This is a genomic window from Streptomyces sp. CC53 (genome assembly GCF_001865245.1).
Lineage (GTDB): Bacteria > Actinomycetota > Actinomycetes > Streptomycetales > Streptomycetaceae > Streptomyces.
The window spans coordinates 1-25,621 of the sequence record NZ_MKXB01000183.1 but is presented as its reverse complement, the minus strand read 5'-3'; the positions used below and the strand labels follow the sequence as shown (position 1 = coordinate 25,621).

Below are 25,621 nucleotides of genomic sequence, written 5' to 3'. Positions count from 1 at the left end.
CCACGTCCGGCATGTCGGGGTAGTAGAGGTACTTCGCGAAGGTCTTCTCCGTGACCTTCGACGGGTCCAGCCGGCCGGCCTTCACGTCCTCCGCGAGTGCCTGCGCCGCGTCCGTGATCTCGGCCCGGCCGCCGTAGTTCATGCAGAAGTACAGGGTGAGCCGGTCGTTGTCCTTGGTCTGCTCCTGCGCCACCTGGAGCTCCTTGGCCACCGACTTCCACAGCTTGGGCATGCGGCCCACCCAGCGGACCCGGATGCCGAGCGCGTCGAGCTGGTCGCGGGTCTTGCGGATGAAGTCCCGGTTGAAGTTCATCAGGAAGCGCACCTCCTCGGGCGAGCGCCTCCAGTTCTCCGTGGAGAAGGCGTACAGGGAGATGCTGCCGACGCCCATCTCGACCGCGCCCTGCAGCACGTCCAGCACCCGCTCCGCACCCACCTTGTGGCCCTCGGTGCGGGGCAGGCCGCGCTCCTTGGCCCAGCGGCCGTTGCCGTCCATGACGATCGCCACGTGGTCCGGCACCAGCTCACCGGGGATCTTCGGCGGGCGGGCGCCGGACGGGTGCGGCTCGGGGTCCTGGTAGTCGCGCCGGGAGCGCCCGAGGAATCCGCGTCGTGCCATCGCCATGCGGCTCACTTCTCCTAGTCGTTCGCTTCTACGTACTTCGCAGCTACTTGTCCACGTAGCGGAGCGAGCGCAGCCCGCGCTCCAGGTGCCAGTGCAGATACGCGGACACCAGTCCGCTCCCCTCCCTGACGTGGCGCGGTGCGCACGCGTCCGCCGTCTGCCAGTCGCCGGTCAGCAGCGCGCTGAGCAGAGCGACGGCCTCCGCAGAGGGTACGACGCTGCCGGGCACCCGGCAGTCCCCGCAGACCACCCCGCCCGCGGCGACGGAGAAGAACCGGTTCGGCCCGGGGAGCCCGCAGCGGGCGCAGTCGTCGAAGGAGGGGGCGTAGCCGTTGACGGCGAGGGAGCGCAGCAGGAAGGCGTCGAGGACGAGGCGGGGCGCGTGCTCTCCCCGGGACAGGGTGCGCAGCCCGCCGACGAGGAGCAGGTACTGCTGGACGGCGGGCTCGCCCTCGTGGTCGGTGAACCGCTCCGCGGTCTCCAGCATGGCGGTGCCCGCGGTGTACCGGTCGTAGTCCGTGACGATGCCGCCGCCGTAGGGGGCGATGGTCTCGGTCTGGGTGCACAGCGGCAGACCGCGGCCGACGAGTTCGCCGCCGCGGGCGAAGAACTGCACGTCGACGTGTGAGAACGGCTCCAGCCTGGCGCCGAACTTCGACTTGGTGCGCCGCACCCCCCGCGCGACCGCCCGCACCCGGCCGTGGCCTCGGGTGAGGAACGTGATGATCCTGTCGGCCTCGCCCAGCTTCTGGGTGCGCAGGACGATACCGTCGTCACGGAACAGGGTCATGCGCCCATTGTCCCGTACGGGCCGGGGGCTCCGGCCGGGTGGCGGTCGGAAGCCGTCCGCACCCCGCTCCTCCCGCGGATGCCGGGCCCTCTTACCCGGCGGGGGCCGCCCGGCGAGCCGCCTGCGGGACGCACGGGGGACCGCGGCATGAGGGGCGGTGCGGCCCGTCCGCGGCCGCCTCCACCCCGCCACCAGCCGGAAAAAGACATAACTCATACTTATGGGGTCATAGATAGGAACCGGGTACCGTCGCGTCCCTGTGCTGGTGAGGCTGGCGGACAAGACGTGCTGTCTTTCGAAGGGAACCTGCCATGCCCCGCCCCCTGCGGGTCGCGATCGTCGGCGCCGGCCCGGCCGGCATCTACGCCGCCGACGCGCTGCTGAAGTCCGAGGCCGCCACCGACCCGGGTGTCTCCATCGACCTGTTCGAGCGGATGCCGGCGCCCTTCGGCCTCATCCGGTACGGCGTCGCCCCCGACCACCCCCGCATCAAGGGCATCGTCACGGCCCTCCACCAGGTGCTCGACAAGCCGCAGGTGCGGCTCTTCGGGAACGTCGACTACCCGTCCGACATCACGCTGGACGACCTGCGCGCGTTCTACGACGCGGTGGTGTTCTCCACCGGCGCCGACGCGGACCGCCCGCTGGACATCCCGGGGATCGGCCTCGACGGCTCGTACGGCGCCGCCGACTTCGTCTCCTGGTACGACGGCCACCCGGACGTGCCGCGGACCTGGCCGCTGGAGGCCGAGAAGGTCGCGGTGCTCGGCGTCGGGAACGTCGCCCTGGACGTGGCCCGCATCCTGGCGAAGACGGCCGACGAGCTGCTGCCCACGGAGATCCCGCCGAACGTCTACGAAGGACTGAAGGCCAACAAGGCGCTGGAGATCCACGTCTTCGGTCGGCGCGGCCCGGCGCAGGCCAAGTTCAGCCCCATGGAACTGCGGGAACTGGACCACTCGCCGAGCATCGAGGTCATCGTCAACCCCGAGGACATCGACTACGACGCGGGCTCGATCGACGCGCGGCGCTCCAACAAGCAGGTCGACATGGTCGCCAAGACCCTGGAGAACTGGGCGATCCGCGACCAGGGCGACCGCCCGCACAAGCTGTTCCTGCACTTCTTCGAGTCGCCGACGGAGGTGCTGGGCGAGGACGGCAGTGTCGTCGGCCTGCGCACCGAGCGCACGGAGCTGGACGGCTCGGGCAACGTCAAGGGCACCGGCCGGTTCACCGACTGGGACGTGCAGGCCGTGTACCGCGCGGTCGGCTACCTGTCCGACGAGCTGCCGAAGCTGCCGTGGGACGCGGCCTCCGGCACGGTCCCCGACGAGGGCGGCCGGGTCGTGGAGGGCGGCGAGCACGTGCAGTCCACGTACGTGACCGGCTGGATCCGGCGCGGGCCCATCGGCCTGATCGGCCACACCAAGGGCGACGCCAACGAGACGGTGGCGAACCTGCTGGAGGACCACCGCGAGGGCCGGCTGCACACGCCCGAGACGCCGGGCGAGGAGGCCGTGGTGGCCTTCCTGGAGGACCGGGGCGTGGCCTACACGACCTGGGACGGCTGGTACCGGCTGGACGCGGCGGAGCGGGCGCGCGGCGAGGCCGAGGGCCGCGAGCGCGTGAAGATCGTGGAGCGCGAGGAGATGCTGCGGGCGAGCGGCGTCGAGGTCTGACGCCCGCGCGGCGCCCCGGCGGGTGCCCGGCCCGCGTCCCGTTCCGTGCCGTGCGGCTCAGAACGGGGCGCGGGCCTCTTCCATGAGGCGGGCGACGTCGTCGGGGCGCAGCGACAGCGCGTCACCCACGGTCGTGAGCACGTCGCGCTCCGCCGGGATGTAGGCGCCGTCGGCGAGGGCGATCCGGGCGCCCTGCAGCAGGATCGACTCGCGTCCGACGGCGGCGAGGTGCGGGGCGAGCGGGTCGAGGGCCTCGTGCAGTTCGATGGCGAGGGCGGCGCCGCACGGCCCCTCGGCGTCGGTGACGTAGCGGCCGGTGTCGGCGGCGAGCGCGTCGATGAGGCTGGTGAGGCTGTCGGCGGTGCAGTCCTCGTACCCGGCGGCCCGTACGGCGCCGACGGCGGTCCGGACGACGGTGGGCGAGGAGGTGCCGCCCGCGGCCAGGACGGCGAGGACGACGGTGTGCACGGCGTCGCGGAGCATCGCGGAGAACCGGGCGGTGGTCGGCTGGTCCAGGACGTCGGGGTCCCAGTGCTCATGGCAGGCCGCGCACTCGATCACCGGCCCCGTGGCGCCGCGCGGCACGAGCGGGACGCCGAGCAGGGCGAACCGGCGGCGCCCGGTCCTGCGGCGGTAGTTGCGGTCGCCTCCGCAGCCGGGGCAGAAGAACTCTCCGTCGCCGACGGTGTGCCACGAGGTGTGTACGGAGCAAAGGCGGAGCTTCCGGCCGTGTGATCCGCGTGTTCCCCGTGCTGGCTGCACGTCGCACCTCCAGACGCCTCGGCCACTGTGCCGATGTGCACGTGATGTTAGCCACATCGGTGATGCCACGTCAGCACCTCGTCATGAGAACGCCACGGACATGGCCGAACCCCGTCCACGCCGGGTGGACGGGGTCCGTAGGGACCGTACGGGCCACAGGGGCCCGGGGGTCAGCGGGCGGAGCGGTTGACGGCCGAGATGACCGCCTTCAGTGAGGCGCGCGTGGTGTTGGCGTCGATGCCGATGCCCCACAGGACGCGGCCGTCGATGGCGCACTCGATGTACGACGCGGCCTGCGCGGAGGCGCCCTCGCTCATGGTGTGCTCCTGGTAGTCCAGCAGCCGCGCGTCGACCCCGATGGTGTTCAGCGCGTCGAAGAACGCGGAGATCGGGCCGTTGCCGGTGCCGGTCAGCACCGTGTCCTGCCCGTCCACGACAGCCTCGACGGTCAGCGTGTCCGTGCCGTCCTTGTCGCTGCTGGTCTGGCCGGAACGCAGCTGGATGCGGCCCCACTGGGCCGCGGCGTCGTCCGGGTTCGGCAGGTACTCGTCCTGGAACACCGCCCAGATCTCCGCCGGGGTGACCTCGCCACCCTCCGCGTCGGTCTTCGCCTGGATGATCCGGGAGAACTCGATCTGCATCCGCCGCGGCAGGTCCAGCTTGTGGTCGTTCTTGAGCACGTAGGCGATGCCGCCCTTGCCGGACTGCGAGTTGACCCGGATGACCGCCTCGTAGGAGCGGCCCACGTCCTTGGGGTCGATCGGCAGGTACGGCACGGCCCACTCGATGTCGTCCACCTGCTTCCCGGCGGCGGCCGCGTCGGCCTCCATCGCCTCGAAGCCCTTCTTGATGGCGTCCTGGTGGGAGCCGGAGAAAGCGGTGTAGACCAGGTCGCCCGCGTAGGGGTGGCGCGGGTGGACCTCCATCTGGTTGCAGTACTCGGCGGTGCGGCGGACCTCGTCGATCTGCGAGAAGTCCAGCTGCGGGTCGACGCCCTGGGAGAACAGGTTCATGCCCAGGGTGACCAGGTCGACGTTGCCGGTCCGCTCGCCCTGCCCGAACAGGCAGCCCTCGATGCGGTCGGCGCCGGCCATGACGGCCAGCTCGGCGGCGGCGACGGCCGTGCCGCGGTCGTTGTGCGGGTGCACCGACAGGCACACGAACTCGCGGCGCGACAGGTTCCGCGACATCCACTCGAAGCGGTCCGCGTGCGTGGACGGCGTGGAGCGCTCCACGGTCGCCGGCAGGTTCAGGATGATCTCCCGGCCCGCCTCCGGCTGCCAGACGTCCATGACGCCCTCGCAGACCTCCAGCGCGAAGTCCAGCTCGGTGTCGGTGAAGATCTCGGGGCTGTACTGGTAGCCGAAGACCGTCTCGTCGCCCAGGATCTTGTCGGCGTACTCCATCACCAGGCGGGTGCCGTCGACGGCGATCTGCCGGATGTCGTCCTTCGAGCCGCGGAACACGACCCGGCGGAAGACGGGCGCCGTCGCGTTGTACAGGTGGACCGTGGCCCGGTGCGCGCCGCGCAGGGACTCCACCGTCCGCTCGATCAGATCCTCACGGGCCTGCGTCAGCACGGAGATCGTCACGTCCTCCGGGATCGCGCCCTCCTCGATGATGGAACGCACGAACGCGAAGTCGGTCTCGCCGGACGACGGGAAGCCGACCTCGATCTCCTTGAAGCCCATGCGCACCAGCAGGTCGAACATCTCGCGCTTGCGCGCCGGCGACATGGGGTCGATCAGGGCCTGGTTGCCGTCCCGCAGGTCGGTCGACAGCCAGCGCGGCGCCTTGGTGATCCGCTGCTCCGGCCAGGTGCGGTCGGGCAGCACGACCTGCTCGTAGCCGCGGTACTTGTGGATCGGCATACCGGACGGCTGCTGGGTGTGCGTCGCGTTCGTGACGGGGGTGCGGCGGCCAACGGGCTGGGACATTGCGCAGGGCTCCTCGGGTCCGACAGGGGGACGGCCGACTGTTCGAAGCAGCACCAGACTCCGCGGGGAGGGGGTCGGCCTACGACTACAGGCCCTCGCCGCGGCAGCTAAGGAGAAGCAGCCCGAAACGCATGATGCGCAGCAGCGTAGCCGAGTGTCGCCGGTGGCGGAGGGGTCGTATCAGTATGCGGGATTCCGGCCGACCAACCCCCAAACAGTGACCTATCACTCCTTTTCATCAATCCTGGTCGCAAGGCGTGACAGGACAATGACACGCTGCCACATTGCGGAACATGACTCCTCTGCACCGCGTGTTCTGCGGAATCATCCCCCCACACCTCCTCGACCAGCTGGCCCAGGCGCCTGACGCGGCCGTCGCCGACGCCGCCCGCCGCACCCTCGTCGCGGACGCCGGCCACCGGACCGGCCGCAGCCTCACCACCACCGCCCGCACCACCGCCCGGTCCGTGCCCGCCGGCACCCCCCGGCGCACCGTGTGCGACGCGGAGAACCACACGCGCCTGCCGGGCCGGAAGGTCCGCGGCGAGGGCGACGACCCGACCCGGGACGCGACCGTGAACCGGGCGTACGCCGGGCTCGGCGCCACCTTCGAGCTGCTCCTCGCCGCCTACGGACGGGACTCGATCGACGGCTCAGGGCTGCCGCTGGACGCGACCGTCCACTACGACCGCGACTACGGCAACGCCTTCTGGAACGGCGAGCGCATGGTGTTCGGCGACGGCGACGGCGAGATCTTCCGGGACTTCACCCTCCCCGTCGACGTCATCGCCCACGAACTCGGCCACGGACTCACCCAGTACACCGCGAACCTCGCCTACTTCAGCCAGCCCGGCGCGCTCAACGAGTCGGTGTCGGACGTCCTCGGCTCGCTGGTCAAGCAGCACGTCCTCGGCCAGACCGCCGACCAGGCCGACTGGCTGATCGGCGCGGGGCTGTTCACCGAGCGGGTCGAGGGCACGGCCCTGCGGTCCATGAAGGCCCCCGGCACCGCGTACGACGACGACCTGCTCGGCAAGGACCCGCAGCCCGCGACCATGGACGACTACGTGCACACCGGCCGTGACAACGGCGGGGTCCACATCAACTCCGGCATCCCCAACCACGCCTTCTACCTGCTGGCCACCGCACTGGGCGGCCACGCCTGGGAACGCGCCGGGCAGATCTGGTACGACGTGCTGACCGGCGGCGAACTCCGGGAGACCGCCGACTTCGCCGACTTCGCCCGGCTGACCCTCGCGGCCGCCCGCGAGCGCTACGGCGAGGGCGGCGCGGAGGACCGCGCCGTCGTCAAGGCGTGGTCGACGGTCGGGGTCCCGACACGCTAGACAGGCACCATGCGGATCGAGGTACGACGCGAGGGCGGCTTCGCGGGCATCGCACGGCGCGCCGTCGTCGACACGGCGGCCCACCCTGACGCCGCCGTGTGGCACGCCCTGGCCGAGGCGGCCCTCGTGGAGGCGGGCGCCGGCCCCCGCGAGGCCGTCCCCGACGGCTTCACCTACACCATCACGGTCGACGGCCGCACCGTCCGCTGCGCCGACCCGCAGCTGACCGACGCGCAGCGGGAACTGGTCGGCAGGGTCCTGCGCGAGGGCTCCTGAGCCGGGCCGCGGCTCAGAAGCCGAGCCTGCGCAGCTGCTTCGGGTCCCGCTGCCAGTCCTTCGCGACCTTCACGTGCAGATCGAGGAAGACGGGCGTCCCGAGCAGCGCCTCGATGTGCTTGCGGGAGGCGATCCCGACCTCCTTCAGGCGCTTGCCCTTGGGGCCGATGATGATGCCCTTCTGGCTGGGGCGCTCGATGTACAGGTTGGCGTGGATGTCCAGCAGCGGCCGGTCGGCGGGGCGCCCCTCGCGGGGCAGCATCTCCTCCACGACGACGGCGATGGAGTGCGGCAGCTCGTCCCGCACGCCCTCCAGCGCGGCCTCCCGGATCAGCTCCGCGACCATCACCTGCTCGGGTTCGTCGGTGAGGTCGCCCTCAGGGTAGAGCGCGGGGCTCTCGGGCAGCAGCGGCACCAGCAGGTCGGCGAGCAGGCCGACCTGCTTCTCCCCCACGGCGGAGACGGGCACGATCTCCTGCCACCCGATGCCCAGCTCCTTGCCGAGGCGGTCCACGGCGACGAGCCGCTCGGCGAGCGTCTTCGAGTCGACCAGGTCCGTCTTGGTGACGATGGCCACCTTCGGGGTCTTCCTGATCCCGGCCAGCTCCTTGGCGATGAACCGGTCGCCCGGCCCCACCTTCTGGTCCGCGGGCAGGCAGAAACCGATCACGTCCACTTCGGCCCACGTCGTGCGCACGACGTCGTTGAGCCGCTCGCCGAGGAGGGTGCGCGGCTTGTGCAGCCCCGGCGTGTCGACCAGCACGAGCTGCGCGTCCGGCCGGTGCACGATGCCGCGCACGGTGTGCCGGGTGGTCTGGGGGCGGTTGGAGGTGATGGCCACCTTCTGCCCGACCAGAGCGTTCGTGAGGGTGGACTTGCCGGCGTTGGGCCGGCCGACAAAACACGCGAATCCGGCCCGGTGGACCGCTTCGTCTTCAGCTTTACGAACGCTCATGCCCGCCATTGTCCCCGATCCCGTGCCCCCCACGAACCTCACGCGGTTGGAGCACGCCGCCGAGCCTCCGGCGGCGCCACCACCGCGAGGCCACCGAGACGGCCACCGCGACCAGCACCGACGCCAGCAGGCCCAGCAGGCCCAGGTCCCACCCGTCGGGCTCGCCACCCCCCCAGCAGCCCGCCCAGGGCCGCCAGGACGTGCAGGGCCACGTGGACGACGAGCAGCACGCCCGCGACGCCGTACAGCGCGCGGGCGAGCCGCGGCCGCCGCTCGCGCAGCAGCTCACCGGACGACCAGGCGACCACGAACGGGACGTACAGGTTCTCGCGCACCTTCGGCCCCTCCCCGCCCAGCCAGGCCAGGGCGCCGCCCGCCAGGAGCAGAAGCCCGGCGCCGAGGACCACCTGCAGCCGTGCCGACCGCCAGTCGGTGCACCCGCTCCCGGCCGTCAGCCCGCCGTCACCGTGGTGTGCACCTCGCCGTCCGCCCCGGCCAGCAGGACCGGGGTCGCGGGGCCGCCCAGGTCGCGGACGGCGGCGCGGTCCTCGTCGGGGACGGCGTCCGCCTCCGAGACCACCGCCGCCGCCTCCAGCGACTTCGCCCCGCTCGCCACCGCCATCGCCACGGCGGTCTGCAGCGCGCTCAGCCGCAGCGACTCCAGGGCGACCGTCCCGGCGACGTAGGTGCGCCCCGTCTCGTCCCGTACCGCCGCGCCCTCGGGCACGCCGTTGCGGGCCCGCGCGCTGCGCGCCAGGGTGACGATCTTGCGGTCCTCGGGGTCAAGTCCGGTGCTCTGTGTCATGCCCCGAGCATAGATCGCGCCCGCGGCTACGGGCGGCCGAGTCTCAGCCGCGCGGCCCTGGGCAGCCCGGCCACGACCAAGTCGTACGAGTCCTCCACCAGTTCGCGCACCAGGCGCTCGGGCAGACCGCCTGCGGTGACCGTGTTCCAGTGGCGCTTGTTCATGTGCCAGCCGGGCACGATCACGCCCGGGTGCTCGGCACGCAACCGCACCGCGTCGTCCGGGTCGCACTTCAGGTTGGCCTTCAGGGGCTCCGCGTCGAGGTCGCTCAAGGCGAAGATCTTCCCCGCGACACGGAAGACGGAGGTCTCCGGGCCGAAGGGGAAGTCCTCGGCCGCCGCGGGGAGGTCCAGGCACAGCGCCCTGAGCCGCTCGGGTGTCATGCCGCCCCGCCTTCCGGGGCCGGCGGCACGGGCTCCGCCAGCACGGTCACGATCTTGTTCCTGCGGCCGGCCGGGGACTCGGCGGTGAGCCGCAGGGCCCGCCCGTCCGGGAGGTCCACGACCGCCGTGGCCCCGGCGATCGGCACCCGGCCGAGCGCCTTCGCGAGCAGGCCGCCGACCGTCTCCACGTCCTCGTCGTCGTACGCGCCGAGGCCGAACAGCTCGCCGAGGTCGCCGATGTCGAGACGGGCCGTGACGCGGTAGCGGCCTTCGCCGAGGTCCTGGACGGGCGGCTGCTCGCGGTCGTACTCGTCGGTGATCTCGCCGACGATCTCCTCCAGGATGTCCTCGATCGTGACGATCCCGGCGGTGCCGCCGTACTCGTCGATGACGACGGCCACGTGGCTGCGCTCCTGCTGCATCTCCCGCAGCAGGTCGCCCGCGTTCTTGGTGTCGGGGACGAACGTGGCGGCCCGCATGGCCGTGGACACCGGCTCGCTCTCCGACTCCCGGTTGATGTGCGTCTTCCGGACGAGGTCCTTCAGGTACACGATGCCGACGACGTCGTCCTCGTTCTCCCCCGTGACGGGGATGCGGGAGAACCCGGAGCGCAGGGCCAGCGTGAGGGCCTGGCGGATGGTCTTGAAGCGCTCGATGGACACCACGTCGGTGCGCGGCACCATCACCTCGCGCACCAGCGTGTCGCCGAGTTCGAAGACGGAGTGCACCATGCGGCGCTCCTCGTCCTCGATGAGGGACTCCTGCTCGGCCAGGTCCACCATGGCGCGCAGCTCCGCCTCGGAGGCGAAGGGCCCCTTGCGGAAGCCCTTGCCCGGCGTGAGGGCGTTGCCGAGGAGGATCAGGAGCTGCGGCACCGGTCCCATGATCCGGGCCAGCGGCAGCAGGACGTACGCGGCGGCGGTCGCGGTGTTCAGCGGGTGCTGGCGTCCGATGGTGCGGGGCGACACCCCGACGGCCACGTACGACACGAGGACCATCACGCCGATCGCGACGACCAGGGCGATCCAGGTCTCCTCGATCTCCTCCAGCGAGACGTACGTGACGAGGGCGGCGGCAGCCATCTCGCACGCGACCCGGACCAGGAGCGCCACGTTCAGGTAGCGGGTGGGGTCCGAGGCGACCTGCACCAGCTTGGCGGCGCCGCGCCGGCCGGTGCGCAGGGCCTCGGCGGCGCGGAACGTGGACACCCGGGCCAGCCCGGCCTCGGCGCACGCGGCGAGCCAGGCCACGACGACGAGCGCCAGGGCGCCGAGGACCAGTTGGGCGGTCACGGCGGTCAGGAGACGGTCGGCGCCGGGGAGGGGCCGGTGAGGCCCTTCTCCGCGCGCCAGCCGTCGACGATCGCCGCCTGGAGGCCGAACATCTCGGCCTTCTCGTCGGGCTCCTCGTGGTCGTACCCGAGCAGGTGCAGCACCCCGTGGACGGTGAGGAGCTGGAGCTCCTCGTCCATGGAGTGCTGCGTCGGCGCCTCGCGGCCCTGCTTCTCGGCGACCTCGGGGCAGAGCACGATGTCCCCGAGGAGGCCCTGCGGGGGCTCCTCGTCGTCCTTCGACGGCGGACGCAGCTCGTCCATCGGGAAGGACATGACATCCGTCGGGCCCGGCAGGTCCATCCACTGGATGTGCAGCTGCTCCATCGCCTCGGCGTCGACGACGATCACCGAGAGCTCGGAGAGGGGATGGATGCGCATACGGGTCAGGGCGTAGCGGGCGACGTCGAGGATGGCCTCTTCGTCGACCTCGGTGCCGGACTCGTTGTTGACGTCGATCGACATGGTGCTGTTCGGTCTACTTCCCGTTCTTGCTGTCGTACTTCTCGTACGCGTCGACGATACGGCCGACGAGCTTGTGCCGGACCACGTCGTGGGACGTGAGCCGCGAGAAGTGGACGTCGGGGACGCCGTCCAGGATGTCCTGCACCTGGCGCAGACCGCTCTTGGTGCCGTTCGGCAGGTCCACCTGCGTCACGTCACCGGTGATGACGATCTTCGAGTCGAACCCGAGCCGGGTGAGGAACATCTTCATCTGCTCGGGGTTCGTGTTCTGCGCCTCGTCGAGGATGATGAAGGCGTCATTGAGGGTGCGGCCACGCATGTAGGCGAGCGGGGCGACCTCGATGGTCCCGGCCGCCATCAGACGGGGGATCGAGTCGGGGTCCAGCATGTCGTGCAGCGCGTCGTACAGGGGGCGCAGGTAGGGGTCGATCTTCTCGTAGAGCGTGCCCGGCAGGAAGCCGAGGCGCTCGCCGGCCTCGACGGCGGGGCGGGTGAGGATGATCCGGTTGACCTGCTTGGACTGGAGGGCCTGGACCGCCTTCGCCATGGCGAGGTAGGTCTTGCCGGTGCCCGCGGGTCCGATGCCGAACACGATCGTGTGCTTGTCGATCGCGTCGACGTACCGCTTCTGGTTCAGCGTCTTGGGGCGGATGGTGCGGCCGCGGCTGGACAGGATGTTCTGGGTGAGGACCTCGGAGGGGGTCTCGACGCCCGCTCCCCCGGTCTCTTCCTTCAGCATGGCGATCGAGCGCTCCACGGCGTCCTCCGTCATCGGCTGCCCGGTGCGCAGGACCAGCATCATCTCGTCGAAGAGACGCTGGACGAGGGCGACTTCCACGGCGTCGCCCACTGCGCTGATCTCGTTGCCGCGGACGTGGATGTCGGTGTGCGGGAACGCGTCCTCGATCACGCGGAGCAGTGCGTCGCCCGAGCCGAGCACGGTCACCATCGGGTGCTTCGCGGGGACAGTGAAGTGGGCTCGTACCTGGTCTGTGGGTGTGTGAGTCATGGGCCGGCTCTCTGGCCTGCGCATACCTCCTGTTGCAGGGTTCTCGCCGCTCGACAACCTCTGGACTGTCCAGGGTACGGCGTGCGGCTGACATGGCCGAGGGCTTTTCCCGGGGCGGTGCCGGGCGCGTGCGCTCAGACCGAGCGGCGGAAGCCGATCGTGGGCACGGCCCGGCGCAGCGGCCAGGGGCGGCTCGGGGCGGGCAGCAGCCCGTCCAGGAAGGCGTAGCGGCGCAGCGCGGCCGGGTCCTGGTCGGAGCAGCTCTGCACGTACTGCCACCAGGCGGCGACCTCCACCCAGCCGGGCGCGGACAGCGAGCCGCCGAACTCCTGGACGGAGAGGGCCGCGGTGAGGCCCGCGAAGGCCAGCCGGTCGGCGAGCGGCCAGCCGGCGAGGGTGCCGGTGAGGAACCCCGCGACGAAGACGTCCCCGGCGCCGGTGGGGTCGAGGGCCGTGACGGCGATGGCGGGCACCTCGGCGGTCTCGCCGGTGGCGCTGTCGACGGCGTAGGCGCCGTCGGATCCGAGGGTGACCACGGCGAGCCGGACCTTGTCGGCGAGGGCGCGGGCGGCGGCGCGGGGGCAGCCGGTGCGGGTGTAGCGCATGGCCTCTTCGGCGTTGGGCAGGAACGCCTCGCAGTGCTCCAGGTCGGCGAGGGCGGCGAGGTCCCAGCGGCCGGTCTCGTCCCAGCCGACGTCGGCGAAGATCCGCGTGTCGCGGCGGGCGGCCTCGGCGACCCACGCCTCCTGGCGGCCGGGGGCGAGGGAGGCGACGGCGGCGCGGGCGCGCGGCGGGCACATGGGCAGGGCGCCTTCCGGGGGCGGCGCCTCGTGGCCGTGGGACACCATGGTGCGTTCGCCGTCGTACGCCATGGAGACCGTGACCGGGGAGTGCCAGCCGGGCACGGTGCGGGACCGGGAGAGGTCGATGCCCTCGCCGCGTGCCAGGGCGTCCCAGCAGTACTCGCCGTAGTGGTCGTCGCCGAACGCGGCGGCGAGCGAGGTGCGCAGTCCGAGGCGGGCCAGGGCGGTCGCCATGTTGGCGACTCCGCCGGGGCTGGAGCCCATGCCGCGGGCCCAGGTCTCGGTGCCGCGCACGGGGGCGCTGTCGAGGCCGGTGAAGACGATGTCCAGGAAGACCGTGCCGGTGAGGAAGACGTCGCAGTCCGGGTCCTCGGGGGTGCGCAGGGTGCCCAGCGGGTCGACGCCCGCCGTGTGCTGTCGCCGCGGGTGGTCTCCTCCTGCGGGAGCGGCGGATGTGGTCACAGGGAACTCCCGGTCGCGTGGTGCGGGTGCGGTGCGGATTTACGACAGTCTGCCGGATTCCGGGCGGCGACGGGTCGTGATCGCGTTGCTTCGCCGAGTAGTTCCCGTACATCTCGTTGAGGACGCCGATGCGGAAGGCGTAGCACTCGGGGAGGACCCGGCGCCCACACGTGGAGGGACTTCGCGGTCTTTCCGGAACCTGGCCCGCCGCCGGCCGTCTTGGTCTTCAAGTCGATTGAGGGAAGGCTGGCATGACGGCAGGTCAGAAAGAGTGGTCGGGTGGGCGGGGCAAGGCGTTCGCGCCCGAGTACCAGGGCGCTGTGGGCTCGATGTCGGTGAACGCGTCGTTGGAGGACGTCCTGGCGAAGGCCGTGGCGGAGCTGCGCGCGGCCGAGGCGGCCGGCGACCTGCGGGAGACCGCCCGGTGCGGGCTCGCGGTGGCCGAGGCGCAGCGCCGGCTGGGGCGGGTCCCGGAGGCGGACCGGGCGTGGAAGGCCAGCTTCCGTGCGGCCCGGGAGGCCGGTGACACGGCGGCGACGGCGTGGGCCCTGTGGAGCGGTGGCACGCTCGCCCGGCAGCGGGGCGCGCTGCGGCTGGCGTACCGGCTGCTGCGGCTGGCCGCGGAGCTGGGCGAGCGGGGCGGGGACGTGGTCGTGCGGGGCTACTCGCTGGCCGGGCTCGCCGAGACGGGCCGGATCCAGGGGGACTACGAGGCCGTGGGCGAGCTGCACGAGCAGTTGCTGGCGGAGGCCCGTCGGCGGGGCGAGGCCCGGCACACGGTGTGGGCGCTGGAGGGCATCGCGCAGATGCACCGGAACACCGGCGCGTACGACAAGGCGCTGGAGCTCTTCGAGGAGGCGGCCCGGACGGCGTCGCGGGCCGACGACCACCGGGGCCGGGCGTGGGCGCTGCGGGGCATCGCGGACGTGGTGTCGGTGCGGGACGGGGACGTGGAGCGGGCGCTGGCGCTGCTGTCGGAGGCGGAGGAGACGTGCCGTGCGATGCGGCTGTCGAGCGCGCTGGCGTACAACCACAAGATGCGCGGGAACGTGCTGTACCGGGCGGGCCGCCACGCGGAGGCGGCGGAGCTGTACGCCGGGGCGCTGGAGGAGTTCCGCGCCATGGAGGAGCCGCGGGGCACGGCCCTGTCCCGGCTGGGTCTGGTGAAGGCGCGGGCCCGGTTGGGCCGGTCGGCCGCGGAGACGGCCGGGGAGCTTGCGGCGTTGCGGGACGAGCTGGACCGGATCGGCCTGCACCACGCCCGCGACATGGCGGAGAAGGCGGCGGCGGAGCTGGGCGTGGGCCCGCTGCCGGCGCGCGTGCCGTCCCGGCGGCCCGGGGCGGCCGGAGGGACCCTGGCGGCGGTCGACGTGGCGGCGCTGTCGGCGGCCGGCGGGGCGGAGGAGGCGCGGTGAACCCGGCGACGGCGTGCCCGGCGGCCGCGGACGCCGCCCCGGCAACGGGGGCCCCGGCGGCTCGGGACGACTGCGCGGCGCCCCGTGCGGCGGGGGCAGCCACGGCGGCGCGCTCCGGCGCGGGAGACGTCCGGGGGCCCGGGGAGGCCGAGGGGAGGGCGGCCGCGGTGCTGCGGCGGTGCCGCGCCCGGGTGCGGCCCGCCCTGGCGGAGGCCGTGCGGCGGCTGGACCCGTACACCGGGGAGATGGCGGCGTACGGGATGGGCTGGGCCGACGCGGACGGTGGTCGCGCGGCGGGGGCCTCCGAGGGGAAGGGGGTGCGGCCGGCGCTCGCCGTGCTGGGGGCCGAGGCGGTCGGGGCGGACGGTTCGGTGGCCGTTCCGGGTGCGGTCGCGGTGGAGCTGGTGCACGCCTTCTCGCTGCTCCACGACGACATCATGGACGGCGACGCCGTGCGGCGCCGGCGCGAGACGGTGTGGAAGGCGTACGGGACCGGGCCCGCGGTGCTCGCCGGTGACGCGCTGTTCGCGCTGGCCGTGCAGGTCCTCGCCGAGGTACCGGGCCCGCACACCGGGGCGGCCGTGCGGCGCCTGTCCGGTGCGCTGGCCGCGCTGGTGCGGGGCCAGGCGGAGGACCTGTGCTTCGAGCGGCGTCCCTGGACGGGCCCGGACGCGGTGGGTCCCGACGCGTACCGGTCCATGGCGGAGCACAAGACCGGGGCGCTGCTGGGCTGCGCGGCGGCGTTGGGTGCGCAGCTGGCCGGGGCGCCCGACGGGACGGTGTCCGCGCTGGACCGGGCGGGGCGGCACCTGGGAGTGGCGTTCCAGGCGGTGGACGACCTGTTGGGCGTCTGGGGCGACCCGGTGGTGACCGGGAAGCCGGTGCACGGGGACCTGCGGCAGCGGAAGAAGACGTTTCCGGTCCTCGCCGCGCTCGCCGCCGGCGGGGTCGCGTCGCGGGAGCTGGCGGCGCTGCTGGAGTCGCCGCGCGCCGTGCAAGCTGCGGAGGTCGCACGGGCCGCGGCGCTGGTGGAGGAGGCCGGAGGCCGGGCCGCCGCCCTGACGGAGGCGCGGCGCGGCCTGGACGCCGCCCGCGGCTGCCTGCGGCAGGCGCCGCTGGCTCCGGGCGCGGTGCGGGACCTGGAGGCGCTGCTGGCGGTCCTCGCGGACCGGGCGCGGTGAGGTCGGCCGGGGCGGGGCGGCGGGTGGCTACCGGGGGGCGGCGGGCGGGTGCGGCCCGGCCGCGGTCCTGCCCGGGCCGGCAGGAGTCGACTTGACCCGGCCCCGCTGGCCTGGCCGGTGGCGGCCGGGTGCCGCGGCACCGCCGGGCCGCTCGGGTCTGCCGGGCTCCGCGGGCCGCCTGCCCGGGTCCTGGGGGCTCGGCACATCGGGGGCCGGCGGCGCGGTGAGGTCCGCGGGGGCCGGATGGCGGTCGCGCGGCACCGGACACGGCCGTGCCGGGAAGGTCCGGGCCACGGCGGCGGGCCCGGCCGGTGGAGACCGGACGACGGCGGCACCGGGCCCGGCGGGTGGAGGACCGGGCCCGGCGGCGGTCAGGGGCGCTTGGGCACGGGGACGCGCACGAGGTCGTGGGCGACGGTCAGTTCCCCGGTGAACCCGGCGGCGCGGGCCTGTGCCTCGAAGACGGACGGGTCGTGGTAGCGCTGCGAGAAGTGGGTGAGGACCAGGTGCCGCACTCCCGCGTCCCGTGCCGCCGCCGCGGCCTGACCTGCCGTCAGGTGGCCGTGCTCGACGGCCAGCGACTCGTCCTCGTCGAGGAACGTGGACTCGATGACCAGCATGTCGCAGCCCTCGGCGAGGGCGTGGACGCCTTCGCACAGCCGGGTGTCCATGACGAAGGCGAAGCGCTGGCCGCGGCGCGGTTCGCTGACGTCGTCGAGGCGGACGCCGCGCAGCTCGCCCTCCCGCTGGATGCGGCCGACGTCGGGGCCCTTGATGCCGAGCGCGGCGAGCCGCTCCGGCAGCATGCGCCGCCCGTCGGGCTCGGTGAGCCGGTACCCGAAGGACTCCACGGGGTGCGACAGCCGCCGCGCCTCCAGGGTGTAGGCGGGCGTGGTGGCGACGACCCCGTCCGCGGCGACCGGCTCCTCGTCGATGCGGGCGCGCTCGCGGTAGGCCGTGGCGTACCGCAGCCGTTCGAAGAACCGCTGCCCGCTCGCCGGGTAGTGGGCGGCGACGGGGTGCGGGACCTGGTCGAGGTTGATGCGCTGGATCACCCCGGCGACGCCGAGCGAGTGGTCACCGTGGAAGTGGGTGACGCAGATGCGGTGGATGTCGTGCGCGGCGACCCCGGCGCGCAGCATCTGGCGCTGGGTGCCCTCGCCCGGGTCGAAGAGGAGCCCCTCGCCGTCCCAGCGGAGCAGGTAGCCGTTGTGGTTGCGGTGCCGGGTGGGCACCTGGCTCGCGGTGCCCAGCACGACGAGTTCGCGGACGGACACGGTGGCCTATCCGGGGGGCCAGGCGAGGCCGCGGCCGCCCAGGACATGGGCGTGCACGTGGAACACCGTCTGCCCGGCGCCCGTGCCGGTGTTGAAGACGATGCGGTAGCCGGTGCCGTCGGTCTTCTCGTCGGCGGCCACCTCGCCCGCCATGCGGAGGACGTCCGCGGCGATGGCGGGCTCGGCGGCGGCGAGCGCGGCCGCGTCCGGGTGGTGCACCTTGGGGATGATCAGCACGTGGCTGGGCGCCTGCGGGTTGATGTCGCGGAAGGCGAGGGCCGTGTCGGTCTCCCGGACGATCGTCGCGGGCACCTCCTTCGCCACGATCTTGCAGAACAGGCAGTCGCTCTGCGGCTCTCCGGCCATGCGGGCAGCCTCTCTCGGCTCGGCGGACGGGTACGTCCGTACCCTATCCGCCCCCTTCCCCGCCGTCCCCGCGCCCGGCGGGCGTCAGGGACCGGCGGCCCGTGCGGCAGCGCGGTGGCTGCGGAGGAGGTGCGCCGCTCCGCCCCACCGACCCCGCCGGCGGCGGGCGTCAGGACCAGCGGCCGGTGCGGCCCAGCAGCAGTGCGGCGGCGGCGGTGCCCGCGGTGGAGGTGCGCAGCACGCTGCGGCCCAGGCGGTACGGCTTGGCGCCTGCCTCCGCGAACGCGGCGAGTTCGTCGGGCGACACCCCGCCCTCGGGTCCCACGACGAGCACGATATGGCCCTGGGCGGGCAGCTCCGCGGTGGCGAGCGGCTCGGCGCCCTCCTCGTGGAGGACGGCCGCGAAGTCGGCGGCGGCCAGCAGGGCGGCCACCTGCCGGGTGCCGGCGGCGTCGGCGACCTCGGGGAAGCGGAGCCTGCGGGACTGCTTGCCGGCCTCGCGGGCGGTGGCGCGCCACTTGCCGAGCGCCTTGAGCCCCCGGTCGCCCTTCCACTGAGTGATGCAGCGGGACGCCGCCCACGGCACGACCGCGTCGACCCCGGTCTCCGTCATCGTCTCCACGGCCAGCTCGCCGCGGTCGCCCTTGGGCAGGGCCTGGACGACCGTGATGCGGGGGGCGGGCGCGGGCTCGTCCCGCACTTCCGCGACGGCGACGTCGAGCCGGTCCTTGCCCTCGACGGAGGCGACGGTGCCGAAGACGCCGCGGCCCGCGCCGTCGGTGAGCACGATGTCCTCGCCGACGCGGAGCCGGCGCACGGACACGGCGTGGCGGCCCTCCGCGCCGTCCAGGGTGGTGGTGGCGCCCGGGGCGGCGCGGGTCAGGTCCTCGACGACGAAGACGGGGGCGGTCATGGCATGCCTCTCTGGGTCGGCGCGGAGCCGGCCGACCGGAGTTCCGCGTTGAGTACGTGGACGAGCCGCCCGGCCGGCAGATCACGGGCCAGCCGGTGGCCCTGACCGGCCCACAGGGCCATGCCCTGCGGGTCCCCGGCGGCGGCCGCGGCCTTGCGCAGGCCGCTCGTCATGTGGTGCACCTCGGGGTACGCGGCCGGGGCGTAGGGGCCGTGCTCCCGCAGGAAGCGGTTGACGAGGCTGCGGGCGGGGCGCCCGGAGAACGCCCGGGTCAGCTCGGTGTGCGTGAACACCGGGTCCGTGAGGGCCCGCTTGTGCAGCGGGTGCGCCCCGGACTCGGGGCACGCGAGGAAGGCCGTGCCGAGCTGCGCGGCCTCCGCACCGGCCGCCAGCACGGCGGCGATCTGGCCGCCCCGCATGATGCCGCCGGCCGCGATCAGCGGAAGCCGTACGGCTTCCCGTACGCAGGTGAGCAGGGCGAGCAGACCGCTGCCGCGGGCGCCGGGCGGTATCTGGGGGTCGTCCCGGTGGCTGCCCTGGTGGCCGCCCGCCTCGATGCCCTGCACGCACAGGGCGTCGGCGCCCGCGTGCTCGGCGGCGACGGCCTCGGCGGCGGAGGTGACGGTGACGACGGTGCGGGTGCCGACGCGGGCGAAGGACTCCAGGACCTTCGGTTCGGGGCAGCCGAAGGTGAAGGACACGACGGGCACGGGCTCGTCGAGCAGGATGGCCACCTTCGCGTCGTAGCCGTCGTCCCGTCCGCTGTCCTCGGGGTCGCCGAGGGGCGTGTCGTACCAGGTGGCCTCGCCGGCGATCTGCTGGCGGTACAGGTCGAGGGCCGCGGGGGCGACGGGCGGCGAGGCTCCGAACGGGCGGGGCGGGGCGGTCGCGCCGCCGTCCTCGTGGGGGCACCGGCCCTGCGGGAGGAACAGGTTGACGCCGAACGGCCGGCCGGTGAGCGCGCGTACCTGTTTGAGCTCCTGGTACAGCCCGTCGGCGGTCTTGTACCCGCCGGCCAGGAAGCCGAGCCCGCCCGCCTCCGCCACGGCGGCGGCGAGCCCGGGACAGGAGGCACCCCCGGCCATGGGGGCCTGCACGACCGGCACCCGCCACAGCCCATTCAGCACGGACGACATGCAGGCATCGTGCCACGCCCCTCCGGCCGCCAGCGCGGCCCGTCGTGCACCGCCCCGTGATCGTCCTCGGGGCGGATCGCCCGCGTCCCGGCGCGGCCGGCTCCCGCTGCGGGGGCCTGCCGCGCCGGGGGCGGGCTAACGGCCGTTGAACGCGTCCTTCAGACGGGAGAACAGGCCCTGCTGGCCGGGCGCGAACTGGCCCGTGGGCCGCTCCTCGCCCCGCAGCTTCGCCAGCTCCCGCAGCAGCCGCTCCTGCTCCGGGTCGAGCTTCGTCGGGGTCTGGACCTCGACGTGCACGACGAGGTCGCCGCGTCCGCCGCCCCGCAGATGCGTGACCCCCCGGCCGTGCAGCGGGATGGACTGCCCCGACTGCGTGCCGGGCCGGATGTCGACCTCCTCCATGCCGTCCAGGGTCTCCAACGGCACCTTCGTGCCGAGGGCGCCCGCGGTCATCGGGATGGTCACCGTGCAGTGCAGGTCGTCGCCGCGCCGCTGGAAGACGGGGTGCGGCAGTTCGTGGATCTCCACGTACAGGTCGCCCGCCGGGCCGCCGCCCGGGCCGACCTCGCCCTCTCCGGCGAGCTGGATGCGGGTGCCGTTGTCGACACCGGCGGGGATCTTCACGGTCAGCGTGCGGCGGGACCGCACCCGGCCGTCGCCGGCGCACTCGGGGCACGGTGTGGGGACGACCGTGCCGAAGCCCTGGCACTGCGGGCACGGGCGGGACGTCATGACCTGGCCGAGGAAGGAGCGGGTGACCTGGGACACCTCGCCGCGGCCGCGGCACATGTCGCAGGTCTGCGCCGTCGTACCGGGCGCGGCGCCCTCACCGGAGCAGGTGGTGCACACCACGGCCGTGTCGACCTGGATGTCCTTCGTCGTGCCGAAGGCCGCCTCGTCGAGTTCGATCTCCAGCCGGATCATGGCGTCCTGGCCGCGCCGGGTGCGCGACCGCGGGCCGCGCTGCGTGGCCGTGCCGAAGAACGCGTCCATGATGTCGGAGAAGTTGCCGAAGCCGCCGGCTCCGAAGCCGCCCGCACCGCCCGGGCCGCCGCCCGCGGAGGACAGCGGGTCTCCGCCGAGGTCGTAGACCTGCTTCTTCTGCGGGTCCGACAGCACCTCGTAGGCGGCGTTGATCTCCTTGAAGCGCTCCTGCGTCTTCGGATCGGGGTTGACGTCCGGGTGCAGCTCGCGGGCGAGCCTCCGGAACGCCTTCTTGATCTCGTCCTGGGACGCGTCGCGGCGCACGCCGAGTACGGCGTAGTAGTCCGTGGCCACTTACGACTCCGCCAGGATCTGTCCGACGTAACGTGCCACTGCGCGTACCGCTCCCATCGTTCCGGGGTAGTCCATGCGGGTCGGTCCGACCACGCCGAGTTTCGCCACCGCCTCGTCGCCCGAACCGTAGCCGACCGCGACGACGGACGTGGAGTTCAGTCCTTCGTGGGCGTTCTCGTGCCCGATGCGGACGGTCATCTTCGGGTCCGTCGCCTCGCCGAGCAGCCGGAGCAGCACCACCTGCTCCTCCAGCGCCTCCAGTACGGGCCGGATGGTGAGCGGGAAGTCGTGTCCGAAGCGGGTGAGGTTGGCGGTGCCGCCGATGACCAGCCGCTCCTCGGTCTCCTCGACCAGCGTCTCCAGCAGGGTGGCCAGCACCAGGGAGACCGTGGCCCGGTCCTCCGACTCGAAGGACTCGGGGAGGTCCTGCACCAGTTCCGGCACGTCCGTGAAGCGCCTTCCCACGACCCGGCTGTTCAGCCGGGCCCGCAGGTCGGCCACGGACGTCTCGCCGATCGGGGCGGGGCAGTCGACCATGCGCTGCTCCACCCGCCCGGTGTCCGTGATGAGCACCAGCATCAGCCGCGCCGGGGCCAGTGACAGCAGCTCCACGTGGCGGACGGTCGAACGCGTCAGCGACGGGTACTGCACGACCGCGACCTGGCGGGTCAGCTGGGCCAGCAGCCGGACCGTTCGGTGCACCACGTCGTCCAGGTCGACCGCGCCGTCCAGGAAGTTCTGGATGGCGCGGCGCTCCGGTGACGACAGCGGCTTGACCCCGGCGAGCCGGTCGACGAAGAGGCGGTAGCCCTTGTCCGTGGGGATGGGCCCGGCGCTGGTGTGGGGCTGGGCGATGAAGCCCTCCTCCTCCAGCACCGCCATGTCGTTGCGCACGGTGGCCGGTGAGACGCCCAGCTTGTGCCGCTCCGTGAGCGCCTTGGAGCCGACGGGCTCCTCGGTGCCGACGTAGTCCTGGACGATGGCGCGCAGGACCTCGAGTCTGCGTTCACTCAGCACGGCGCGCACCTCCAGTTGGCTCGGGCTCTCACTGCCGACATCTACCGTGACATCTGTTGGCACTCACCGTGTCCGAGTGCCAGTCATCCCCGCGGCCAGTGTACGGCGCCGAGGTCGTGGCGTGGCAAGGGCGGCGGATCACCCACCGCGTCACACCCCGCGCGCCGGTCGGGGGCGATGCGGATAGCGTCGCCGTATGGACGTCCGTTGGGAAGAGTTCGGGTGGGAGCGGCTGGCGGAGGGCGTGGGCAGGCGGCGCCTGCCCGGGTGGGACGCCACGGCCGGGCTCGTCGTGGGCGGCACCGCGGCGCTGCTGTTCGACGCGGGCGCCACGCTGCGTGAGGGCGCGGAGCTGCGCGCGCAGGCGCAGGGGCTGCTGGGGGCGGGTCGCCGCGTGACGCACATCGCACTGAGCCACGCCCACTTCGACCATGTGCTGGGCGCGGCGGCCTTCGCCGGGGCGCAGGTGTTCGGCGCGGCCGGCTTGGCGGAGCTGCTGGAGCGGGAGCGGGAGTCCCTGCGGGCGGACGCGGTCCGGCACGGGGTGGCTCCGGACGAGGCGGGTGAGGCCGTGGACGTCCTGGTGCACCCGCACCACGTGGTGTGCGGCGAGTGGACCCTCGACCTGGGCGGGCGGCAGGTGCTGCTGGCGAACGCGGGCCCCGGCCACACGGGCCACGACCTGGCCCTGCTGGTGCCCGCGCCGGGCGGCGGTCCGCCCGAGGTGGTGTTCTGCGGCGACCTCGTGGAGGAGTCGGGCGAGCCGCAGGCCGGGCCGGACGCGGTGCCCTCGCGCTGGCCGGCGGCCCTGGACCGGCTGCTGCAGCTGGGCGGCGAGGACGCGCTGTACGTGCCGGGGCACGGGGCGGTCGTGGACGCGGCGTTCCTCCGCGCCCAACGCGACGCGCTGGCCCGGAGGTTCGGCGTGCGGTGAACGATCACGGTGCCGTACCGTCGGCGCCATGCGCCGGTACGAGCCCGATCTGACCCCTCCCTGGAAGAAGCAGGCCCCCGCTCCCGAGGTGCCCGCGGAGCCCGACCTGGTGGTGGAGGAGGTGGCGACGGGCTTCTGCGGGGCGGTCGTCCGGTGCGAGGCGGGCGCGGTGACGCTGGAGGACCGGTTCGGCAAGCACCGGGTGTTCCCGCTGGTGCCGCGCGGCTTCCTGCTGGAGGGCCGCACCGTGACCCTGGTGCGGCCCCGGGGCGCGGCGCCGGTGCGCCCGTCCCGTACGGCCTCCGGGTCGGTCGCCGTGCCCGGTGCGCGGGCGCGGGTGGCCCGGGCGGGGCGGATCTACGTGGAGGGCCGCCACGACGCCGAGCTGGTGGAGAAGGTGTGGGGCGACGACCTGCGCGTCGAGGGCGTGGTCGTCGAGTACCTGGAGGGCGTCGACGACCTGCCGGCGGTCGTGCGGGACTTCCGGCCGGGCCCGGACGCGCGGCTGGGGGTGCTGGTGGACCACCTGGTGCCCGGTTCGAAGGAGTCCAGGATCGCTGCGTCGGTCACCGATCCGCACGTCCTGGTGGTGGGCCACCCGTACGTGGACGTGTGGCAGGCGGTGAAGCCGTCCGCGCTGGGCATCCCGGCCTGGCCGTCGGTGCCGCGCGGCCAGAACTGGAAGGCGGGCGTGTGCCGCGCCCTGGGCTGGCCCGCGGGGGACACCGGGGCGGCGTGGCGGCGGATCCTGGCCGCGGTCCACTCGTACAAGGACCTGGAGCCCGAGCTGCTGGGCCGGGTGGAGCACCTGATCGACTGGGTGACGGGCCCCGCCTGACCCCTGGCAGGTCGCGGGGCCGCCCGGCGGGGCTGCCAGTACGGCGTCCGGAGGCGTGGGGCCGGGTCCAGGGCGGTCTGCTCAGGACTCCGTTCGTGAGCCACGCGTGCGGCTGCCGCCTTCACCGCCTCTTACTCACCCTGGTCCGGCCCTCCGGCCTCGGGCGCCCCGGCGCACCTGTCCAGACGGCCGGACGAGTGTTCGACGTCTCCGTCGCCCGAGGCGACGGAGATTCCGGACTGCGCCCGGGGGCGGGCTAGTCGACGAGGTCGCGGACCACCGCGTCCGCCAGCAGGCGGCCGCGCAGGGTCAGGACGGCGCGTCCCGCCGCGTACGGGCCCGGATCGAGGAGTCCGTCCCGTACGGCGCGCTCGGCGGCGGCCCGGCCCGCGGGCCTCAGCAGGGACAGCTCGCAGCCCTCTCGCAGGCGCAGCTCCAGCAGGACGCGCTCCACGCGGCGGTCCTCGTCGGACAGCACCTCCCGCCCCGCACCGGGCGAGCGGCCCCCGGCGAGCGCGGCGGCGTAGGCGCCGGGGTGCTTCACGTTCCACCAGCGGACCCCGCCGACGTGGCTGTGCGCTCCGGGGCCCGCGCCCCACCAGTCGGCGCCGCGCCAGTACAGCTCGTTGTGCAGGCAGCGGCCCGCTTCGCTGGTGGCCCAGTTCGACACCTCGTACCACCGGAAGCCGGCGTCCGTGAGGGCGGACTCGGCGATGAGGTACCGGTCCGCGTGCACGTCGTCGTCGGTCATCGGGACCTCGCCGCGCCGGATGCGGTGGGCCAGCCGGGTGCCCTCCTCGACGATGAGGGCGTACGCGGAGACGTGGTCGGGTCCGGCGCCGATGGCGGCGTCCAGGGAGGCGCGCCAGTCGTCGTCACTCTCACCGGGGGTGCCGTAGATCAGGTCGAGGTTGACGTGGTCGAAGCCGGCGGCGCGGGCCTCGGCGACGCAGGCTTCGGGGCGGCCGGGTGTGTGGGTCCGGTCGAGGACCTGGAGCACGTGCGGACGGGCCGACTGCATGCCGAAGGAGATCCGGTTGAAGCCGCCCTCGCGGAGCGCGGCGAGGTAGGCCGGGTCGACGGAGTCGGGGTTGGCCTCGGTGGTGACCTCGGCGTCGTCGGCGAGCCCGAACTCGTCCCGGACGGCGGCGAGCATCCGCACGAGGTCGGCGGCGTCGAGCAGGGTGGGCGTGCCGCCGCCGACGAAGACGGTCCGCACGGGCCTGGGGTCGTCACCCAGCACCTTGCGGGCGAGCCGGACCTCGTCGGTCAGGGTCGCCGCGTAGTTGTCGCGGGAGGCGAGGACGCCACCGGATCCGCGCAGTTCGGTGGCGGTGTACGTGTTGAAGTCGCAGTAGCCGCAGCGGGTCGCGCAGTACGGCACGTGCAGGTAGAACCCGAGGGGCCGCTGGGCGGCCCCGTGGAGGGCCGACGGGGGCAGGGACCCGTCCTCGGGCACGGGCTCGCCGTCGGGCAGTACGGAAGGCATGGGGTCCATTGTCCGTCACCCGGGGCGAAGCGGGCGGCGGGCCCGGTGCGGGCCGGCGGCGCCGCCCCCGGGCATCCTCCGGCCGCGGTCCGGGGCGGGCTGGGGGCGGGGGCCGCCCGCGCGGCGCCCAGGGGTGCCGCCCCGGGGCGG

General features: G+C 73.7%; 26 protein-coding genes. 7 read left to right on the top strand and 19 right to left on the bottom strand.

Annotated elements, in window-relative coordinates:
* On the bottom strand, nt 1–619 hold a 619-nt coding region (gene uppS / locus BJP40_RS22890; protein ID WP_071282015.1), incomplete at its 3' end, for a polyprenyl diphosphate synthase.
* A 49-nt stretch (nt 620–668) separates the two neighbouring features.
* Complete coding sequence (gene recO, locus BJP40_RS22885) at nt 669–1,415, bottom strand: DNA repair protein RecO (protein WP_071265081.1); 747 nt, start codon at nt 1,413–1,415, stop codon at nt 669–671.
* Between the two features lie 311 nt (nt 1,416–1,726).
* On the opposite strand from recO, the gene BJP40_RS22880 reads away from it, so the two are divergent.
* The gene (locus BJP40_RS22880; RefSeq protein ID WP_071265083.1) at nt 1,727–3,094 is read left to right on the top strand and encodes an FAD-dependent oxidoreductase; all 1,368 of its coding nucleotides are present in this window, start codon (nt 1,727–1,729) and stop codon (nt 3,092–3,094) included.
* Between the two features lie 57 nt (nt 3,095–3,151).
* On the opposite strand, the gene BJP40_RS22875 is transcribed toward BJP40_RS22880, so the two are convergent.
* Nucleotides 3,152–3,856, bottom strand: a complete 705-nt coding sequence (locus BJP40_RS22875) for a TerB family tellurite resistance protein (RefSeq protein WP_071282007.1) — start codon at nt 3,854–3,856, stop codon at nt 3,152–3,154.
* A 170-nt stretch (nt 3,857–4,026) separates the two neighbouring features.
* A complete protein-coding gene (gene leuA, locus BJP40_RS22870; protein ID WP_071282005.1) occupies nt 4,027–5,793 on the bottom strand; it encodes a 2-isopropylmalate synthase in 1,767 nt (588 codons plus the stop codon).
* Nucleotides 5,794–6,086: 293 nt separating this feature from the next.
* On the opposite strand from leuA, the gene BJP40_RS22865 reads away from it, so the two are divergent.
* Together BJP40_RS22865 and BJP40_RS22860 are read left to right on the top strand one after the other, a co-directional pair.
* Nucleotides 6,087–7,139: a M4 family metallopeptidase gene (locus tag BJP40_RS22865; protein WP_071282003.1), complete on the top strand. Its 1,053-nt coding sequence runs from the start codon at nt 6,087–6,089 to the stop codon at nt 7,137–7,139.
* A gap of 9 nt (nt 7,140–7,148) precedes the next feature.
* On the top strand, nt 7,149–7,415 hold the full coding sequence (locus BJP40_RS22860; protein ID WP_071282001.1) for a protealysin inhibitor emfourin: 267 nt from the start codon (nt 7,149–7,151) through the stop codon (nt 7,413–7,415).
* Nucleotides 7,416–7,428: 13 nt separating this feature from the next.
* On the opposite strand, the gene era is transcribed toward BJP40_RS22860, so the two are convergent.
* The 8 genes from era to BJP40_RS22820 form a co-directional block, all read right to left on the bottom strand.
* On the bottom strand, nt 7,429–8,379 hold the full coding sequence (gene era, locus BJP40_RS22855) for a GTPase Era (RefSeq protein ID WP_079171384.1): 951 nt from the start codon (nt 8,377–8,379) through the stop codon (nt 7,429–7,431).
* 29 nt (nt 8,380–8,408) lie between these two features.
* Nucleotides 8,409–8,777, bottom strand: coding sequence for a hypothetical protein (locus BJP40_RS22850; RefSeq protein WP_071281999.1), 369 nt, complete (start codon nt 8,775–8,777; stop codon nt 8,409–8,411).
* Nucleotides 8,778–8,821: 44 nt separating this feature from the next.
* The gene (locus BJP40_RS22845; protein ID WP_071265095.1) at nt 8,822–9,175 is read right to left on the bottom strand and encodes a cytidine deaminase; all 354 of its coding nucleotides are present in this window, start codon (nt 9,173–9,175) and stop codon (nt 8,822–8,824) included.
* A 26-nt stretch (nt 9,176–9,201) separates the two neighbouring features.
* Nucleotides 9,202–9,558 carry an MmcQ/YjbR family DNA-binding protein gene (locus tag BJP40_RS22840; protein ID WP_071281998.1) on the bottom strand — a complete coding sequence of 119 codons (357 nt, stop codon included), beginning with the start codon at nt 9,556–9,558 and terminating at the stop codon, nt 9,202–9,204.
* A complete protein-coding gene (locus BJP40_RS22835) occupies nt 9,555–10,850 on the bottom strand; it encodes a hemolysin family protein (RefSeq protein ID WP_071281996.1) in 1,296 nt (431 codons plus the stop codon). The genes BJP40_RS22840 and BJP40_RS22835 overlap by 4 nt, the downstream gene beginning before the upstream one ends.
* A 5-nt stretch (nt 10,851–10,855) precedes the next feature.
* The gene (gene ybeY, locus BJP40_RS22830) at nt 10,856–11,353 is read right to left on the bottom strand and encodes an rRNA maturation RNase YbeY (protein WP_071265101.1); all 498 of its coding nucleotides are present in this window, start codon (nt 11,351–11,353) and stop codon (nt 10,856–10,858) included.
* A gap of 13 nt (nt 11,354–11,366) precedes the next feature.
* Nucleotides 11,367–12,362: a PhoH family protein gene (locus BJP40_RS22825; protein WP_079171383.1), complete on the bottom strand. Its 996-nt coding sequence runs from the start codon at nt 12,360–12,362 to the stop codon at nt 11,367–11,369.
* 134 nt (nt 12,363–12,496) lie between these two features.
* Nucleotides 12,497–13,627: a PfkB family carbohydrate kinase gene (locus tag BJP40_RS22820; RefSeq protein WP_071265105.1), complete on the bottom strand. Its 1,131-nt coding sequence runs from the start codon at nt 13,625–13,627 to the stop codon at nt 12,497–12,499.
* Between the two features lie 251 nt (nt 13,628–13,878).
* On the opposite strand from BJP40_RS22820, the gene BJP40_RS22815 reads away from it, so the two are divergent.
* Together BJP40_RS22815 and BJP40_RS22810 are read left to right on the top strand one after the other, a co-directional pair.
* Nucleotides 13,879–15,042, top strand: a complete 1,164-nt coding sequence (locus BJP40_RS22815; RefSeq protein ID WP_071281992.1) for a tetratricopeptide repeat protein — start codon at nt 13,879–13,881, stop codon at nt 15,040–15,042.
* On the top strand, nt 15,039–16,223 hold the full coding sequence (locus BJP40_RS22810) for a polyprenyl synthetase family protein (protein ID WP_371258683.1): 1,185 nt from the start codon (nt 15,039–15,041) through the stop codon (nt 16,221–16,223). Before BJP40_RS22815 ends, BJP40_RS22810 begins: the two co-directional genes overlap by 4 nt.
* Before the next feature lie 371 nt (nt 16,224–16,594).
* Here BJP40_RS22810 and BJP40_RS22805 read toward each other — a convergent pair whose 3' ends face one another.
* The 6 genes from BJP40_RS22805 to hrcA all read right to left on the bottom strand — a co-directional run bounded on the left by BJP40_RS22805 (nt 16,595) and on the right by hrcA (nt 22,210).
* A complete protein-coding gene (locus BJP40_RS22805; RefSeq protein WP_071281991.1) occupies nt 16,595–17,500 on the bottom strand; it encodes a ribonuclease Z in 906 nt (301 codons plus the stop codon).
* Nucleotides 17,501–17,506: 6 nt separating this feature from the next.
* Nucleotides 17,507–17,866 (bottom strand): histidine triad nucleotide-binding protein, encoded by a 360-nt coding sequence (locus tag BJP40_RS22800; RefSeq protein WP_071281989.1) that lies wholly within the window; start codon nt 17,864–17,866, stop codon nt 17,507–17,509.
* A 169-nt stretch (nt 17,867–18,035) separates the two neighbouring features.
* Nucleotides 18,036–18,779 (bottom strand): 16S rRNA (uracil(1498)-N(3))-methyltransferase, encoded by a 744-nt coding sequence (locus BJP40_RS22795; RefSeq protein ID WP_071281987.1) that lies wholly within the window; start codon nt 18,777–18,779, stop codon nt 18,036–18,038.
* Entirely contained in the window at nt 18,776–19,915 is a 1,140-nt protein-coding gene (locus BJP40_RS22790; RefSeq protein ID WP_071281985.1) for a nitronate monooxygenase, read from the bottom strand. Before BJP40_RS22790 ends, BJP40_RS22795 begins: the two co-directional genes overlap by 4 nt.
* A gap of 135 nt (nt 19,916–20,050) precedes the next feature.
* The gene (dnaJ, locus tag BJP40_RS22785; protein ID WP_071267567.1) at nt 20,051–21,193 is read right to left on the bottom strand and encodes a molecular chaperone DnaJ; all 1,143 of its coding nucleotides are present in this window, start codon (nt 21,191–21,193) and stop codon (nt 20,051–20,053) included.
* Nucleotides 21,194–22,210: a heat-inducible transcriptional repressor HrcA gene (gene hrcA, locus BJP40_RS22780; protein ID WP_071282009.1), complete on the bottom strand. Its 1,017-nt coding sequence runs from the start codon at nt 22,208–22,210 to the stop codon at nt 21,194–21,196.
* 196 nt (nt 22,211–22,406) lie between these two features.
* Here hrcA and BJP40_RS22775 point away from each other — a divergent pair, with 196 nt between their 5' ends.
* Together BJP40_RS22775 and BJP40_RS22770 are read left to right on the top strand one after the other, a co-directional pair.
* On the top strand, nt 22,407–23,144 hold the full coding sequence (locus BJP40_RS22775) for an MBL fold metallo-hydrolase (protein ID WP_071281983.1): 738 nt from the start codon (nt 22,407–22,409) through the stop codon (nt 23,142–23,144).
* 28 nt (nt 23,145–23,172) lie between these two features.
* Nucleotides 23,173–23,982: a DUF3097 domain-containing protein gene (locus tag BJP40_RS22770; RefSeq protein WP_071281981.1), complete on the top strand. Its 810-nt coding sequence runs from the start codon at nt 23,173–23,175 to the stop codon at nt 23,980–23,982.
* A 256-nt stretch (nt 23,983–24,238) separates the two neighbouring features.
* On the opposite strand, the gene hemW is transcribed toward BJP40_RS22770, so the two are convergent.
* Entirely contained in the window at nt 24,239–25,471 is a 1,233-nt protein-coding gene (gene hemW / locus BJP40_RS22765; protein WP_071281979.1) for a radical SAM family heme chaperone HemW, read from the bottom strand.
* Between the last annotated feature and the right edge of the window lie 150 nt (nt 25,472–25,621).